This is a genomic window from Caballeronia sp. ATUFL_M2_KS44 (genome assembly GCF_023630965.1).
Taxonomy (GTDB): domain Bacteria; phylum Pseudomonadota; class Gammaproteobacteria; order Burkholderiales; family Burkholderiaceae; genus Caballeronia; species Caballeronia concitans.
On the sequence record NZ_JALQEA010000058.1, the window covers coordinates 26385 to 40987 of the forward strand.

General features: G+C 64.8%; 20 protein-coding genes. 11 read left to right on the forward strand and 9 right to left on the reverse strand.

Annotated elements, in window-relative coordinates; genetic code table 11:
* Nucleotides 1-17: 17 nt before the first annotated feature.
* A complete protein-coding gene (locus tag NCR39_RS25900) occupies nt 18-527 on the reverse strand; it encodes a glycine zipper family protein (RefSeq protein ID WP_250455236.1) in 510 nt (169 codons plus the stop codon).
* A gap of 28 nt (nt 528-555) precedes the next feature.
* On the reverse strand, nt 556-897 hold the full coding sequence (locus NCR39_RS25905) for a hypothetical protein (protein WP_502800283.1): 342 nt from the start codon (nt 895-897) through the stop codon (nt 556-558).
* A 214-nt stretch (nt 898-1111) separates the two neighbouring features.
* Here NCR39_RS25905 and NCR39_RS25910 point away from each other — a divergent pair, with 214 nt between their 5' ends.
* A complete protein-coding gene (locus NCR39_RS25910) occupies nt 1112-1714 on the forward strand; it encodes an NUDIX domain-containing protein (RefSeq protein ID WP_250455237.1) in 603 nt (200 codons plus the stop codon).
* On the opposite strand, the gene modC is transcribed toward NCR39_RS25910, so the two are convergent.
* From modC to modA, 3 genes are read right to left on the reverse strand one after another with little or no spacing between them, the layout of a single operon-like run.
* Nucleotides 1689-2837 (reverse strand): molybdenum ABC transporter ATP-binding protein, encoded by a 1149-nt coding sequence (gene modC, locus NCR39_RS25915; RefSeq protein ID WP_250455239.1) that lies wholly within the window; start codon nt 2835-2837, stop codon nt 1689-1691. The genes NCR39_RS25910 and modC overlap by 26 nt on opposite strands.
* Nucleotides 2830-3510 carry a molybdate ABC transporter permease subunit gene (gene modB / locus NCR39_RS25920; RefSeq protein ID WP_040052637.1) on the reverse strand — a complete coding sequence of 227 codons (681 nt, stop codon included), beginning with the start codon at nt 3508-3510 and terminating at the stop codon, nt 2830-2832. Before modB ends, modC begins: the two co-directional genes overlap by 8 nt.
* Nucleotides 3511-3517: 7 nt before the next feature.
* Nucleotides 3518-4273, reverse strand: coding sequence for a molybdate ABC transporter substrate-binding protein (gene modA / locus NCR39_RS25925; protein ID WP_250455241.1), 756 nt, complete (start codon nt 4271-4273; stop codon nt 3518-3520).
* Nucleotides 4274-4527: 254 nt separating this feature from the next.
* On the opposite strand from modA, the gene NCR39_RS25930 reads away from it, so the two are divergent.
* From NCR39_RS25930 to NCR39_RS25940, 3 genes are all read left to right on the forward strand, one after another.
* Entirely contained in the window at nt 4528-5325 is a 798-nt protein-coding gene (locus tag NCR39_RS25930) for an enoyl-CoA hydratase/isomerase family protein (protein WP_250455243.1), read from the forward strand.
* Nucleotides 5326-5347: 22 nt separating this feature from the next.
* Complete coding sequence (locus NCR39_RS25935) at nt 5348-6013, forward strand: glutathione S-transferase family protein (RefSeq protein WP_250455245.1); 666 nt, start codon at nt 5348-5350, stop codon at nt 6011-6013.
* A 131-nt stretch (nt 6014-6144) separates the two neighbouring features.
* The gene (locus NCR39_RS25940) at nt 6145-6330 is read left to right on the forward strand and encodes a hypothetical protein (protein WP_250455247.1); all 186 of its coding nucleotides are present in this window, start codon (nt 6145-6147) and stop codon (nt 6328-6330) included.
* A gap of 484 nt (nt 6331-6814) precedes the next feature.
* Here NCR39_RS25940 and NCR39_RS25945 read toward each other — a convergent pair whose 3' ends face one another.
* A complete protein-coding gene (locus NCR39_RS25945) occupies nt 6815-7132 on the reverse strand; it encodes a c-type cytochrome (RefSeq protein ID WP_502800284.1) in 318 nt (105 codons plus the stop codon).
* Nucleotides 7129-8397 carry a PQQ-dependent sugar dehydrogenase gene (locus tag NCR39_RS25950; RefSeq protein ID WP_250455249.1) on the reverse strand — a complete coding sequence of 423 codons (1269 nt, stop codon included), beginning with the start codon at nt 8395-8397 and terminating at the stop codon, nt 7129-7131. The genes NCR39_RS25945 and NCR39_RS25950 overlap by 4 nt, the downstream gene beginning before the upstream one ends.
* Before the next feature lie 345 nt (nt 8398-8742).
* On the opposite strand from NCR39_RS25950, the gene NCR39_RS25955 reads away from it, so the two are divergent.
* Nucleotides 8743-9219, forward strand: a complete 477-nt coding sequence (locus NCR39_RS25955; RefSeq protein ID WP_250455251.1) for an outer membrane lipoprotein — start codon at nt 8743-8745, stop codon at nt 9217-9219.
* 50 nt (nt 9220-9269) lie between these two features.
* Nucleotides 9270-10514 (forward strand): polysaccharide pyruvyl transferase family protein, encoded by a 1245-nt coding sequence (locus tag NCR39_RS25960; protein WP_250455253.1) that lies wholly within the window; start codon nt 9270-9272, stop codon nt 10512-10514.
* A 4-nt stretch (nt 10515-10518) separates the two neighbouring features.
* Here the strand turns inward: NCR39_RS25960 and NCR39_RS25965 are convergent, their stop codons facing one another.
* The gene (locus NCR39_RS25965; RefSeq protein WP_250455255.1) at nt 10519-10959 is read right to left on the reverse strand and encodes an SET domain-containing protein; all 441 of its coding nucleotides are present in this window, start codon (nt 10957-10959) and stop codon (nt 10519-10521) included.
* A gap of 34 nt (nt 10960-10993) precedes the next feature.
* On the opposite strand from NCR39_RS25965, the gene NCR39_RS25970 reads away from it, so the two are divergent.
* The 5 genes from NCR39_RS25970 to NCR39_RS25990 all read left to right on the forward strand — a co-directional run bounded on the left by NCR39_RS25970 (nt 10994) and on the right by NCR39_RS25990 (nt 13880).
* A complete protein-coding gene (locus NCR39_RS25970) occupies nt 10994-11272 on the forward strand; it encodes a hypothetical protein (protein WP_250455256.1) in 279 nt (92 codons plus the stop codon).
* 81 nt (nt 11273-11353) lie between these two features.
* Nucleotides 11354-11650 carry a hypothetical protein gene (locus NCR39_RS25975; RefSeq protein ID WP_250455258.1) on the forward strand — a complete coding sequence of 99 codons (297 nt, stop codon included), beginning with the start codon at nt 11354-11356 and terminating at the stop codon, nt 11648-11650.
* Nucleotides 11651-11734: 84 nt separating this feature from the next.
* Nucleotides 11735-12064, forward strand: coding sequence for a cupin domain-containing protein (locus NCR39_RS25980; RefSeq protein ID WP_250455260.1), 330 nt, complete (start codon nt 11735-11737; stop codon nt 12062-12064).
* A 138-nt stretch (nt 12065-12202) separates the two neighbouring features.
* Nucleotides 12203-13288, forward strand: a complete 1086-nt coding sequence (locus NCR39_RS25985) for an MBL fold metallo-hydrolase (RefSeq protein WP_250455262.1) — start codon at nt 12203-12205, stop codon at nt 13286-13288.
* A gap of 202 nt (nt 13289-13490) precedes the next feature.
* Complete coding sequence (locus tag NCR39_RS25990; RefSeq protein ID WP_250455264.1) at nt 13491-13880, forward strand: hypothetical protein; 390 nt, start codon at nt 13491-13493, stop codon at nt 13878-13880.
* 56 nt (nt 13881-13936) lie between these two features.
* On the opposite strand, the gene NCR39_RS25995 is transcribed toward NCR39_RS25990, so the two are convergent.
* Nucleotides 13937-14494 (reverse strand): hypothetical protein, encoded by a 558-nt coding sequence (locus tag NCR39_RS25995; RefSeq protein ID WP_250455266.1) that lies wholly within the window; start codon nt 14492-14494, stop codon nt 13937-13939.
* Nucleotides 14495-14603 lie beyond the last annotated feature (109 nt).

Here is a 14603-nt window from a genome sequence, read left to right on the forward strand (position 1 = left end):
AAGACACGTGTGCCCGGTCAACTCGACGGCGGCGGCGGCTGAACGCCCGGCGGCGGCAATGGCGGCGTGGAGTAAGCGCCGTTCGGCGGAGCGGTGCGCATCGGGCCGTACACCGGCACTTTGTCGCCGGCGGCGTACATGCACTGGAGATACGCGTAATCGTAACGGCGCTGCACGCCGTATCCCGATGTCTGCGCCGCGCCGACGCCGAACGCGCTGCCCGTGAGCAGCCCCGCGCCCGCGCCGATGGCCGCGCCCGATCCGCCGCCGAACGCCGCGCCCGCCGCCGCGCCGATGGCGGTGCCGACCACCGCGCTGCCGACCGCGCTGTTCGCCGCCGCCTGATCCGCGCTGACGCCGCCGACTTGCTGGAAGGCGAACTGCCGGCACGATGCGTCGTCGGCGCGGAACTGATCGAACGTCTTGCTCGATCCGGGCAGCGCCATCACGCTGGGTCCGGTGGGCATCACCGTGCACGCGGTCAGGCCGGTAAGCGAAAGAAGAATAACGAGCCTTCGATAATTCATGAAAGTGACTTTGCCATGACTGCGTTTTTTAATTCGAGGGCGAAGGCGGCGGCTGCGCCGGTACTTCGCGCCATCCGCCGGGACATTCCTTCACATACGGGTAGTAGGTGCGCGAGCCGTCGCAGTAGTACCAGGAGCCGCTCGGCTGCGCGGGCGCGGCGGCGGGCTGGCCTTGCTCGACGTATGCGGTCGGCGCGGCGGGCACGGCCACGACGGGCGGCGGCGGATAGTAGTAATACGGCACGGGCGCGACCGGGTAATACAGCGGCCCGCCGATCCACACTCCGACATGGCCGTATGCATGCGCGGTGGCGGCCACGCCCGCCGACGCGAGCACCGACACCGCAACGAAAGCCTTGAGGCGATTCACGACGTTCTCCAGAAAAAATCCCGCGCCGTTGCTTCTTCGCAGGAAATTTTGGACTCCCGCTCGAACCCCGTCCGGCGCATTTTTCAACGCTATGCCAGTTGCGGAAGAATTTCAATCACATCGCGGCCGATGTTTTTTTCGGCGCGTTACCCGGTAATAATCGGCGGCCGGAGTGACGGCGCTATCGTCGGAAAACTGATCGGAGGAGGCTCGAATGACGGATGGAATCGCGACGAAGGACCGCGTGCGAATTGTCGATACGGTGGTCTTGTCGGACGACTGGTACGTGCTCAGAAAGGTAATCTTCGATTTCCGCCGACGCGACGGCGCGTGGCAGCGCCAGAGCCGCGAAGCCTACGACCGCGGCAACGGCGCGACCATTCTGCTGCACGATCCGCGCACCGGCAACGTGCTGCTCACGCGCCAGTTCCGCATGCCCGCGTTCGTCAACGGCCACGACGGCATGTTGATCGAAGCGGTCGGCGGTCTGCTCGACGACGCATCGCCGGAAGCGCGCATCCGCGCCGAAATCGAGGAGGAGGCGGGGTATCGCGTCGAACGCATCGAGAAGATTTTCGAGGCGTTCATGAGCCCCGGTTCCGTGACCGAAAAGCTCTACTTCTACCTCGGCGAGTACGAAAGCGCGATGTGTATCGGCGACGGCGGCGGCGTCGTCGATGAAGGCGAGGAAATCGAAGTGATCGAACTGCCGCTGCACGAGGCGATGTCGATGATCGCGCGCGGCGAAATCGTCGATGGCAAGACCATCATGCTCTTGCAGCACCTCGCGCTCAGGCAAGCAGCGACACGGCCTTGACCTGCGCCCACACGCGCATGCCGGCCGCGATCCCCAGCCGGTCGAGCGAATAGCGCGTGACGCGCGCGAGCAGCGGCGAGCCGTCGATGTCCAGCCGCACGACGGCTTGCGACGGATGCGTGTCCGCCGCGATCGCGACGACCGTCGCCGCGAGCACGTTCAGCACGCTGCTTTGCGTGTCGCCGCGCTCGCCGGTGATGAGGCTCACGTCGCGCGCCTTGACGGCGACGCGCATTGTCTGCCCGATGCCGGCCGGCGCGTGGACCACGGTCAGCGTCGCGCGGGCGCCGGGCAGCGCGAGCGTCAAGAGCTGGTAACGCGCGTCGTAGCCGGCGACGACGCCTTCCAGCACGACGGATGCGTCGTCGGCGAGCGCCATCGGCAGATCGAGCCGCGCGAGCGTTTCGGTGATCGGACCGCTCGCGATCGCGCGGCCGCCGTCGAGCAGCACGAGATGATCCGCGAGCCGCGCGACCTCCTCGGGCGCGTGGCTCACGTAGAGCATCGGAATGTCGAGCTGGTCGTGCAGGCGTTCCAGATACGGCAGGATTTCGAGCTTGCGCTTCTGATCGAGCGATGCGAGCGGCTCGTCGAGCAGCAACAGACGCGGACTCGTGAGCAGCGCCCGCGCGATGCCCACGCGCTGCTTCTCGCCGCCCGACAACCCGGCCGGCATCCGGTCGAGCAAATGCGCGATGCCGAGCAGTTCCGCCGCGTGCATCAGATCGACGCGGCGCATCGCGGCCGGCACGCGGTCGAGCCCGAAGCGCAGGTTTTTCATCACGCTTAAGTGCGGAAAGAGGCTCGCTTCCTGAAAGACGTAGCCGAGCGGGCGCTTGTGCGTCGGCAGGAAGATGCGGCGTTCGGTGTCGAGCCAGACTTCGCCGTTGACGACGAGCCGTCCTTTCTTCGGCCGCGCGAGTCCCGCGAGGCAGCGCAGCAGCGTCGTCTTGCCGGAACCGGAATGGCCGAAGATCGCGGTGATGCCGCGTCCCGGCAGCGTCAGGTCGAGATCGAGCGTGAAGCCGCCCTGTTCGACGACGAAGCGTGCTTCGATGGCTTTCGCGTTGTCGCGGTTCGTCGCGCCGTCGAGCGCCGCGCGGGATGAAATGAGTTCAGACATGGACGGCGGCGGGTCGGCGCGTCGAATACAACAAGAGAAGAACGGCGAACGAGAACAGCACCATGCCGCCCGCGAGCCAATGCGCCTGCGCGTATTCGAGCGCTTCGACGTGATCGTAGATCTGCACGGACACCACGCGCGTGCGCCCCGGAATATTGCCGCCGATCATCAGCACGACGCCGAATTCCCCCACGGTGTGCGCGAAGCCGAGAATCGCCGCCGTCACGATGCCCGGCCGCGCGAGCGGCAGCGCCACCGCGAAGAACGTGTCCCACGGACCGGCGCGCAAGGTCGCGGCGGCTTCGAGCGGGCGGCGGCCCATCGCTTCGAATGCGTTCTGCAATGGCTGCACGACGAAGGGCATCGAATACAGCACCGAACCGGCGACGAGTCCCGCGAACGTGAACGGCAACAAGCCGATGCCCGCCGCCTGCGTGAGCTTGCCGACGAAGCCGTTCGGCCCCGACAGCACGAGCAGATAGAAGCCGATGACCGTCGGCGGCAGCACGAGCGGCAACGCCACGACCGCGCCGACGACGCCTTTCCAGCGCGACGCGGTGCGCGCGAGCCACCACGCGATCGGCGTGCCGATGACGAGCAAGAGCGCCGTCGTCAGCGACGCGAGTTCGAGCGTCAGCGCGATAGCCTGGAGATCGGCGGAATCGATCGGCATGGTTGGATCAGAGCTGATAGCCGAAGGACTTGATGACGGCCGCGGCTTTCGGGCCTTTCAAATAATCGGTGAATTGCTTCGCGACCGGATTGTCCTTGCCCTTTTCGAGAATGACTGCGTCCTGCTTGATCGGCTCGTGCAGCGACGCCGGCACGATCCACGCCGAGCCGCTCGTGATCTTGCCGTTCTTGTAGATCTGCGACAGCGCGACGAAGCCGAGTTCCGCGTTGCCCGTCGCGATGAACTGCTGCGCCTGCGAGATGTTCTGTCCTTCGACGATCTTCGACGACACCGCTTGCGTCAGGCCGAGCTTCTCGAGCGCCTGCGTCGCGGCGAGACCGTACGGCGCGGCCTTCGGATTGGCGATAGCGAGATGCGTGAACGCGTTCTTCTTGAGCACGTCGCCGTTTGCATCGACGTAGCCGTCTTTCGCGGACCACAGCGCGAGCGCGCCCGTCGCGTAGGTGAAGCGGCTGCCCGGCACCGTCATGCCTTCGTTTTCGAGCTTGGCGGGCGTGGTGTCGTCGGCGGCGAGGAACACTTCGAAGGGCGCGCCGTTCTTGATCTGCGCGTAGAACTGGCCGGTCGCGCCGTAGGAAGCGACGACCTTGTTGCCCGTGTCCTTCTCGAAGTCGGCGGCGATGGCTTGCACCGGCGCAGTGAAATTCGCCGCGACCGCGACCTGCACTTCGCCTGCGAACGCCGACGCGCACGCCATGCCGAGCGCAACGGAAAGCATCGTGCGGATGAAACCTTTCTTCATTTGAAGCCCCTTTGTTATTGGATGGACGGCGCGGTAGCCGCGCGAGCACCGTAATATAGCTGAGTATATTGCGTTCGCGCGCGGCGGCTTCGTGACATGATGGATAGCAACGATCCGCGCGCATCGTGTGAGTCGCGCTCACGTGGCCGAGTTGACGATGCGGGCGGTTATCGTGGAGACTGGTCGCAACTGAACAGACGGCGCGTGCGAAACCTGAGCGACGCTCAAGCGATGCGCCAACGGAGACGAAAAGCATGAGCGACGCAATGAACCTGCAACGCCTGAAGCTCGCGGTCGATGGTCCTGTCGCGCGCGTGACGCTCGATCGCCCGGACGTGCGCAATGCGTTCGACGACGCGGCCATCGTCGAACTGACCGCCGCTTTCCGCGCGCTCAACGACGACGCCAGTGTGCGCGTGATCGTGCTCGCCGCGAACGGCCCCGCGTTTTGCGCGGGCGCGGACCTCAATTACATGAAGCGCATGGCGGGCTTCACGGAAGCCGAAAACCGCGCGGACGCGCTCGGCCTCGCGACCATGCTCAACACCATCTACACGAGCGCGAAGCCGGTGATCGCGCGCGTTCAGGGCGATGCCTACGCGGGCGGCATGGGCCTCGTCGCCGCGTGCGATATCGCGGTCGCCGCCGATACGGCGCAGTTCTGCCTCTCCGAAGCGAAACTCGGCCTGATGCCCGCGACGATCGCCCCTTACGTGATCCGCGCGATGGGCGCGCGCGCCGCGCATCGGTACTTCGTGAGCGCCGAGCGTTTCGATGCGGGCGAGGCATTGCGCATCGGCTTCGTGCATCAGGTCGTCGCGAGCGATGCGCTCGATCAAACTGTCGAAGGCATCGCGGCGAGCGTCGCGTCGAACAGTCCGAACGCGGTGCGCGAGTGCAAGCGGCTGGTGGTGGAACTCGCGGACCGCGCCATCGACGACGTGCTCGTCTCCGATACCGCCGACCGCATCGCGCGCATCCGCGCATCGGACGAAGGACGCGAGGGCGTGCGCAGTTTCCTCGAGAAGCGCAAGCCGTCGTGGCTCTCGTGAGTTTTCGGCAGCGAGCGGCGGCGTGATCACGCTGCATCACTGCGTCAGCGCGCGGTCGTTCCGGCCGCTTTGGGCGCTGGAGGAAATCGGCGTGCCGTACGCGCTGAAAATGCTGCCGTTTCCGCCGCGCATGATGGCGCGTGTTTATCTCGATGTGAATCCGCTTGGCACCGTTCCCGCCTTCGAGGACGATGCGCTTTTCATGACGGAATCGGCGGCGATCTGCCAGTATCTGGCGGCGCGCTATTCGGCGGGCGCGCTCGATGTCGCCCCGCACGAGGCCGATTTCGGGCGTTATCTCAATTTCCTGCATTTCGGCGAAGCGACGCTCACGTTTCCGCAGACGCTCGTCTTGCGCTACACGCATTTCGAGCCGCCGGAGCGCAGACAGCCGCAAGTCGCCGAAGATTACGCGAAGTGGTTTCACGCGCGGTTGCGCACGCTCGCGCCGCTGCTGGAGCGTCAGGATTTCTTGTGCGCGGGGCGTTTCACGGCGGCGGACATTTCCGTCGGCTATGCGCTGATGCTCGCGGAACATTTGGGCTTGAGCGAGCGATTCGCCGACTCCATCGCCCGATACTGGACGCGGCTGCGCGAACGCGAAGGCTTTCGACGCGCGATGCGCGCGCAGGACGACGCCGCGCGGGCGCAAGGCGTGTCGCCGGTTCCGGCGCCGGACACGCGCTGATTCCCTTTCCCTCCTTCAAGTCCCTCCTTCCGCGGGGCTGTCTGCGCGGCTGCGGGGCTCTACTCTGCACATGAGGCGCTGACGTTCGCGAGCGCCGATCCAGACGACGAGTTTCCTGCGAGGTGCCGGCGATGTACGTCTTTTCCTGGTTCTTATCGATGATCGTGGCGCTGGTCGCGGCCGGCACGATTGCTTTCGCGATGCCGCGCTCCGCCGCCGAAGAACTGGACGCCGTGACTGCGCCGCAATCGATGATCGGTGCGGAGATTCATCGCGTGGGCGCGATGCTGGCGTCGTGCGCGCCTGAAGGTCGTTGATGGCCGCTAACCGATGCGGGCGCGTTGTGCGGCGCGGGCGGTTAGTGCTTTGGGATCAACGCGTTAGGCGGTTGGCTAGACGGATATCCACAGGGTCTTCCACTTTTTCTGTGGAAAAGAAGGGGGCTGGCGGCGTTCATGGGGCCGATCTTTCCTCCGATGAGGTCGTCGACTGAACGACCCGCACGCCACGCGCACGGGACGCGAAACACGTTTCGGATCAACGCGTTGGGGCGGTGTTGCTCAGGATATCCACATGCTTGCCCACTGAAATTGTGGACAACCAAGGGATCGGACGCGAGACCGAGGCCGTCGCGAACTCACAAACCACGAGGCCAAAAAAAAGCCCGCTCATTGAGCGGGCTTGAATCCACATCGGTTGAGACATGGAGGAGACAAGAGCTAGTATAAACCCTTAGTCCGCCAAGTCAAGCGTTTACCCGAAAAAATTCGATGTCGCCCGGCAACACGCGCCGGAAGCCCGTCACTGCTTCCCGAGCCCGTGATAGTAAGCCGCCAGATTCGCGATATCCGCATCCGACAAGCCCTTCGCCACCACCGACATCAACTCGTTCTGGCGCGCGCCCGACCGGAAATCGTTGAGCGACTTCGCGAGATACTCCTCCGTCTGCCCCGCGAGATTCGGCGCTTCCGGCAGCTTCGACATCCCGTCCAGCCCGTGGCACGCCTGACACTGCGCCGCCTTCGCGCGCCCCGCCTTGGCATCGCCGGCAGCGAGCGACGCGTGCGAAAGCGTCAGCAGCACGCAAGCGAGCGCGCCCGCGACCGCCGCGCGCCTCACTTCGCCCCCGAATACGAAATGCGGTAGATCGCGCCCGCGTAGTCGTCCGAAACGAGCAGCGAGCCGTCCTGCAGCACCTGCACATCGACCGGACGGCCCATGTACTCGCCGCTGTCCGTCAGCCAGCCTTCCGCGAAGATCTCGGTTTCGCCGGCCGTGCCGTCTTCCTTGATCTGCGTGTACATGACGCGCGCGCCGATCGGCTTCGTGCGGTTCCACGAGCCGTGCTCCGCCACGAAGATGCCGCCCTGATACTTCTGCGGGAACATCTTGCCCGTGTAGAACGACATGCCGAGGTCCGCCGCGTGCGCCGCGTATTCGACCTGCGGGAACACCACGCCCGCCGGCGGATTCTGGTCCTTGTAGTCCGCCGTGCGCACCTTGCCGCCGCCGTACCACGGAAAGCCGAAGTTCTCGCCGGCCTTCGTCGCGTGATCCAGTTCGCCGGGCGGCGTGTCGTCGCCCATGCCGTCGACCTGGTTGTCCGTGAACCACAGCGTCTTGTCCTTCGGATTAAAGTCGAGACCGACGGAATTGCGCACGCCATGCGCATAGACTTCGCGGTTCTTGCCGTCCTGATCCATGCGGATGATGCCCGCGAGCCCGTTGCGGTCGAGTTCCGCGAGCTTGTCCTTCGGCGGCACGTTCCACGGCTGCCCGAGCGCGATGTACAGCTTCTTGTCCGGTCCGACGCGGCACGCACGCGCGCCGTGGTTGAAGCTCTCGAACTGCGTCGGTATCAGCTTGCCTTGCGGCACGACGACGGCCGCCGCCACGTCCGGTCCGCCCTCGCCGAAGAACTGCGCGGCGGGAAAGCCCAGCACGCGATTCTGTTCCGCGACGTAGAGCACGCCGTCGGGCGAGAAGCACACGCCGTTCGGCACCTTGAACGACACCGACGACGCGAACTGCACGACATCGCTCGCCACGCGCTGCTTCGTCCGATCCGTCACCTGCCACACGCGATTCTTCCGCGTGCCGACGAACACGACGCCCGTCGACGGCTCGATCGCCATGTGCCGCGCCTCGGGCACGACCGCGTACAGCTCGATCTTGAAGCCGGGCGGCAGCTTGATCTGCTTGAGGTTGTCGCGCAGCGCGTCGGCGGTCTTGCCGGTCTGGGGAATGGTCTCGGCCGGCTGCGTGTTGCCCGTCTGCCGGAAATTCGAAAGCGCGTTGACGTTGTCCTGAGCCGCGCGGGCGGCGGGCAGGCAGGCGAGCATCGCGCCGACGGCCAACGGCAAAAGCTTGAAAGTTGCGTTCATTCGTTGTCTCCAGTTATTGACACTTGGGAAAGCTCTTTTTCGAACAACACGACTACTTTCGCCGAAGCTGCGGCGGTCGAGCCGACGCGTGCCTTTCATGCCGCTGCCTGCGGTGAGAAGAATCTTAGGATACGAATCGCGCGATGTAAGCGCTGTGCGAATCATTTTCGTCAACGCCCGGCGACGGATGCGGCCGTTATTTCCGACCGTCGAAGAGAACGGCGTGTGCGCGGTCCGGAATCAGCCGCGCGCCACGTCGCCGCTCGTCCTCATTTCGTCCTCATTTCGCGCTCATTCGGCGTGGCTACGATGCCTTCCAACCCATCACACGCCGAGGAGAAAATCATGAACAAGTCGATCATCGCGGTCTGCACGCTGGCGGCCGCCTGCACCGTGGGCATGAGCGGTTGCGCGACCATGGGCGATTCCGCCGATGTCTACAGCAACCTCCAGACGCAGCGCGAGCAGACGGTGCGCATGGCGACCGTCGAGAGCGTGCGCGGCGTGACGATCGATGCCGGCAACGGCCAGCCGAACGCATTCGGCGCAATCGGCGGCGGGTTGCTCGGCGCGGTGGCGGGCAGCGCGTTCGGGCACGGACATGGCTCGCTCTTGACGGGCGTGATCGGCGGGCTGGCGGGCGCCGTCGCGGGCGATGAAGTGCAAGGGCGGCTCGAGCGCCATCATGGAGTGGAGATCACGGTGCGGCTCGCCAACGGCGATCTGCGCGCGATTACCCAGGCCGACGATGGACAGATGTTCTACGCCGGCGAGCGCGTTCGCCTGCTGTCGAGCGGCGGCGTGACGCGCGTGACGCTTTGACGGCGCGTCCGCGTTCCGATGGACAACGAATCGCTGACCAAGGAGGCCATTTGCCCAACGCTTCGGCTCAAGCGCTCGCGCCGCGGCCCGTCATCGTTTTCGGCGCTTTCGACCGGCACAACTTCGGCGACATCCTGTTCGCGCACGTCATCGCGCGATTGCTGCGCGAGCATCGGCCGGATGCGCAGCCGGTCATCGCCGGTCTCGCGGCGCGCGATCTGCGCGACTGCGGCGGTCACGACGTCGCGGCTCTGGCCCCGCTCGCGGCGCGTTGGCGCGATGCGCCCGTCAGCGTCATCCACGCGGGCGGCGAAGTGCTGACCTGCGACGCCTGGGAAGCTGCCGTGATGTTCACGCGGCCCGAGGACGCGCAAGCGTGCATCGCGCGTCACGGCGCACGGGCCGACGACCGCCGCGCATGGGCGCGCGCGACGCTTCATACCGGCGCGCTTGCACCGTACATCGCCGGGCGCGAGACGTTCGCGCGAGCGTCGTCGATATGCTGCAACGCCATCGGCGGCGTGATGCTCGATTCGCGCGACGCCGCCTTTCGCGCCGAAGTCCTGACGAAACTCCGCTCTGCCGACTTCATCGGCGTGCGCGACATGCACACGCAAAACGCGCTGCAAGCGGCGGGCATCGCGGCGCGGCTGATGCCCGATCCGGTGTCGATCGTCGCGGAGCTATTCGATGAGCGCATTCGCGCCCGCGCGCGCCACGACGCCGTGGCGAACGTGCGGCACGCGTTTGCACGCGGCTACGTCGCGGTGCAATTCAGCGCGGATTTCGGCGACGACGCCACGCTCGCGCGCCTTGCGCATCAACTGGATTCGCTCGCGGCGAAGAGCGGCTTCGGCATCGCGTTGTTCCGCGCGGGCGCGGCGACGTGGCACGACGACATCGCCGTGTACGAGCGCCTCGCGGCGCGCATGCGTCATCGCGATGTGACGGTCTTCCGTTCGCTCGACGTGTGGGACATCTGCGCGCTCATCGCGCACAGCGCGGGATTCGCGGGCAGCAGCCTGCACGGACGCATCGTCGCGATGGCGTATGCGTTGCCGCGCGTGAACATCGTTCATTCGGACGATACGGCGCGCATCGGCAAACAGGCCGCGTATGCGCAGACGTGGGAGATCGAAGATATGCCGCGCACGGTGCGGATCGACGACCTCGCAGCCGCGATGCACGATGCACTCGACGCGAACCTCGATGCGCTCGTGCATCGCGCGCGCGAACTGGCGGGGATGTATCGGAAGGCGGTGGCGCCGCTCGTGGCCAAGGCGCTCGAACGATGAACGCTCAGCCGTCCGACAGCATCGTGCCCCGGCATTGCTTCGCCTGGCATCGGCAGGCGTAAAGCCGTTTGAGCGCCGCCGTGCGCCGCCCTTCGACCGTCAACTGATAGTCGATGAACAACTCCTGCCCTTTGCCGATTGCGCGGATGGCGCGGATGAACACGCGCTCGCCGTCCTGCTCCGCTTCGCAATTCGGCGCGCAACTGTGATTGAGCCAGCGCGCCGAGTTGCCGCCGCGCGCGCCGTCGATCACGCGGCCATCGTCCAGTCCGAAGAAAAAAGTGTGGCCGTCTTCCGCGCTGGATTTTTCGTACGCGCGCTGCGCTTCCTTCCACGACAGACGCTGCCCCTTGTATTCGAAGAGCATGGCGCCCGCGGGCAGATCGGCGAGGGCGAACACGCCCCGGCCATGAACGGGCGAATTGCGGACAATGGTTCGACGCATGGTGTGGCGGGTCGCAATATTGAGGGATTGTCGTTTGAGCGCGGGCGCGGGCATCGTTATGATGGCGCCGTCATTCACCGCCTTCACGCCCATGCACGCCGTATTCGTCCGAAGGAGCGCCAGCCGCAAGACACGCGAGCCGCGCAAGCCACCGAGAGGCACACTCGCGCGCTATCGTAACCGCATCGTGGAAGTATTGGGAGAGGCGCGCGGCGAGCGTGTGATGATTCGTTCCATTCACGATGACGGCATCGAGCGGCGCACCGCGGTCAAGTGGGCGAGCCTGCTTCCGCTAGACACCGCACTCTTCTGACGCGTCCTCATTCTTCGCTCATTCTCGCGCTGCAAAATGGTTTCATCGACGAACCGGACAGCAGCTCTCAAGGAGAACGAGATGAAGACCATTCGACACATCGCGCTGGCGCTCGCACTGAGCGCGGGATTCATGACGGCGGCAGAAGCGCATCCGTTCATCGGCGTGGGCATCGTGGGCGGGCCGCTCTTTCCGGTCGCGTCGAGCGGACAAAGCGCGCCTCCGGTGCCGGTGTATCCGCAAGCAACCGATTCAGGTCCCGCGCCGCTGCCGCTCGATGCGCCGCCGCCCGTCTATGTGCAGCCGGCCGTGGGCAACATCGCAGCGGTGATGCATGGCGTCGAAGGCGGCGCGATGACCCCGGCCAGCGCGATGTGAAAGCGGCTCACATACACGCCAAAACGATTCGTTTGCCCGATCGATGCGCGCCGGATTAGCCTGCTCTTTTGAAAGGAGCCGACGATGATCCAGCCCATCACTCCCGAAGCCATCGCGGACGCCGTGCGCGATGGCTACATGAATCGCGTGATTACGAGCGTCAACGATCACGACATCCACATCAGCGTGATGCACGCGCCTTACAAATGGCACTTTCATCCGGATTCGGACGAAACGTTCATCGTCGTCGAGGGCACGCTCGTGATCGATCTCGATGACCGCGCCGTGCAACTGCACGCGGGCCAAATGCTGACCGTGCCGGCGGGCACGCGGCATCGCACGCGGCCGCTCGGCGCGCGTTCGGTCAATCTCACCGTCGAACGCAAAGACGCGGCCACCGTGCTGTGCGACTGATCGGCTGCGTTTTGAAGTAAATGCTGCACGGCATATAGACGCGCGTCTTTCACGAAGACTACTATCGCGACAAAGTCAGCTTTCGCATGATTCAGGAGCTTTCAGTTCCCTGTCGGTAGTCTTCAAAGGAGACGCGTCATGAGAAGGGCTGGCTTGCTGCACACATTGACCGTCGCGGCGATTGCAACGACCTCGTTGCTATCCGCGTGCGGTCACGACCACAACGATTCCGGCATCACGCCGGCCAACGCAGCGGACGCTCCGCTCTCGTCCGATCCCGCGTGTCAGAGCCTCGTGCCGGCGTCGCAAGGCGGACCGCTTCCTCAAGGCGACACCGCCGTGCTGCGCTGGCTCGGCACCGCGAACTACGAGCTCGCGTATCACAACGTGGTCGTCATCATGGACACGTATTACGACCGGCCCGCGCGCACGGCGTCGGTCGGCTTCACCGTATCGCAGGTGCAGAAGGCGAATGTGATCCTGATCGGACATGCGCACTCGGATCACATCAGCGATGTCGCCGCCGTCGCCGCGCAGACGAAAGCGCAAGTCATCGGCTCCGCGATCACGACGAAAGAAGCGCAAGTGCTCGGCGTGCCCGCCGCGCAGACGACCACCGTCACGGGCAACAACACGGAGAATTTCACGTATGGCGATATCACCATCAGCCCGACGCACATCATTCACAGCACGATCGAAGCGGGACTGACGACGCAACTCGCCGCGCTCTACGCGCTCGATGCCCCGCCGCTCACCGCCGCCGAACAGCAGCAACACGATGCGGTGGCGGCGCGCGGATCGAACGATCCGAACATCATCACGCAGGGCACGATGGGCTTCACGTTCACGTTTCCGAACGGCTTCAAGATCGTATGGTTCGACAGCGTGAGCAATCCGAGTCCCGAGGAATTGCAGCTTGCGACGAGTGTCGCGCCGGGCGTGGACGTCGGCATCTTTCCGTGGACGCCGCATCCCATCGCGGAAACGCAGTTGGGTTATACGTTCCAGCATCTGCAGCTCTTCAAGCCGAAGCTCTTCCTGCCCGATCATCACGATGCGATCTGGGGCGCGTGGCTCGACAACGGACTCTCGCCGCTCTTCACGAAGATCCGCGACGAACTGCCGGGCACGAAGTACGCGGAGCCGTTGTACCGCTCGCCCATTTGCGTGCGCACGTCGGGCAATAACCGCGACGAGTTCTACATGGGCGGAAGCGGCACGTAATGCGACGACGCGCGGCGGCTTCCTGGAGCCGTCGCGCCTACATTCAATCGCGAGTCACGCCGATGCCGGCCAGCAATGCTATAACTGACGAAGACTGGCTAAAGGCGGCGTGTCATCGTTCGCCGGCGATGCGGGATCGCCGCTTGCTCACGCCGTCGCTCCCCAACAGAAACGCGCGTCTCTTCCGGCGCCGGCTTAGACCATGACCACCCAGCTCAGTGACGAATGCAGATCGCGGCTCTTTCGCGTGACATTGGCGACGCCAGTGGAAGGCATTGCATTCGTCATGGCCGATAGCCGTGAGGCGGCATCGCGCATCGGCAAGACGGTGATCGCGGTATTGAACAGCGTGGCCATCTACGACGTCGCGCTAAAAGACGTGCATTCGTTCAGCGAACTCGTGAGCATGGGCGCATGCGACGACGAAGACATGCGCGTGTTCGAAATCGCTCATGCCGATGCGAAAGCACCCGCCTTTGCCGATGCGCCGTATTTCCTGACCAACGATCCCTCGCTGCTCGGCAAATGGGCCGAGCTTCGCGCCGACATCGCGGCAAGCGAAGCACACGCCATCATACGGCGAGCGAAATAGGGCGATCCGAACGGAGTGGGGCGAGCCGAGCGTCGATGCGAGCGCTCGCGCTTGGATCAGGCGGCGACGCGCCTGTTTTGTCGTTCTTGCGCGTCGGCGGCGGCCGAGGCGGTGTTGAGCGCGGCATCGAGAAGAGCGAGCTTGCGCTGCAGCGATGCCACGCGATGGCTTTGCGAAGGCACGAGTTCGTAATCGCTATCGAGTTGCGCGACGCGCATGTCCCAGTATTTGGTCGGCAAACGTCCCGGTGCGACGCTGCCTTCGACGAAGCAGGCCAGGATCGATTCCAGATGTTTCAGCTCCCCTTCCGCGAGTTGCGCCGGTCGGCGCTGTCGTGAATCGGGGGCGGTGGTCGCGTCAATGCTTCTCATCGTGATTCTTCCGGCTGGATTCAAGAAGCGAAGATAACAGCAAGCCTCATACCATTCGACCCTTTCCGCCCGTAAAAGATGTATCGGTTTGAAACGACCGTGCCAGGACACCCGCCACGCGGAGCTGTGCAGTTGTTCGTTCGTTGCGCAGTTGCTCTGCTTTTTTCCTCCGTCGCATCGGTCGGTGCGGTGCTTAACATTGCAACGCGCAAACTTTGCATGCCGCTTTGTTGTTTCTTCCATTGCGATCGCTGGGTCTGCTGCTTGCTTGATGACCGCACCTTCATCGACACCACGAATGTCTCGAACAAATGCGAATCGTTTTAACGCGGACGCGAAGTCATCACGTCAC

Coding starts and splice junctions, on each gene's coding strand:
- NCR39_RS25950 (WP_250455249.1), bottom strand. CDS start 8,397: ATGAACGCAACTTTCAAGCTTTTGCCGTTGGCCGTCGGCGCGATGCTC.
- NCR39_RS25930 (WP_250455243.1), top strand. CDS start 4,528: ATGAGCGACGCAATGAACCTGCAACGCCTGAAGCTCGCGGTCGATGGT.
- NCR39_RS25940 (WP_250455247.1), top strand. CDS start 6,145: ATGTACGTCTTTTCCTGGTTCTTATCGATGATCGTGGCGCTGGTCGCG.
- NCR39_RS25985 (WP_250455262.1), top strand. CDS start 12,203: ATGAGAAGGGCTGGCTTGCTGCACACATTGACCGTCGCGGCGATTGCA.
- NCR39_RS25900 (WP_250455236.1), bottom strand. CDS start 527: ATGAATTATCGAAGGCTCGTTATTCTTCTTTCGCTTACCGGCCTGACC.
- NCR39_RS25955 (WP_250455251.1), top strand. CDS start 8,743: ATGAACAAGTCGATCATCGCGGTCTGCACGCTGGCGGCCGCCTGCACC.
- NCR39_RS25965 (WP_250455255.1), bottom strand. CDS start 10,959: ATGCGTCGAACCATTGTCCGCAATTCGCCCGTTCATGGCCGGGGCGTG.
- modC (WP_250455239.1), bottom strand. CDS start 2,837: ATGTCTGAACTCATTTCATCCCGCGCGGCGCTCGACGGCGCGACGAAC.
- NCR39_RS25910 (WP_250455237.1), top strand. CDS start 1,112: ATGACGGATGGAATCGCGACGAAGGACCGCGTGCGAATTGTCGATACG.
- NCR39_RS25980 (WP_250455260.1), top strand. CDS start 11,735: ATGATCCAGCCCATCACTCCCGAAGCCATCGCGGACGCCGTGCGCGAT.
- NCR39_RS25990 (WP_250455264.1), top strand. CDS start 13,491: ATGACCACCCAGCTCAGTGACGAATGCAGATCGCGGCTCTTTCGCGTG.
- NCR39_RS25995 (WP_250455266.1), bottom strand. CDS start 14,494: ATGGAAGAAACAACAAAGCGGCATGCAAAGTTTGCGCGTTGCAATGTT.
- NCR39_RS25975 (WP_250455258.1), top strand. CDS start 11,354: ATGAAGACCATTCGACACATCGCGCTGGCGCTCGCACTGAGCGCGGGA.
- modB (WP_040052637.1), bottom strand. CDS start 3,510: ATGCCGATCGATTCCGCCGATCTCCAGGCTATCGCGCTGACGCTCGAA.
- modA (WP_250455241.1), bottom strand. CDS start 4,273: ATGAAGAAAGGTTTCATCCGCACGATGCTTTCCGTTGCGCTCGGCATG.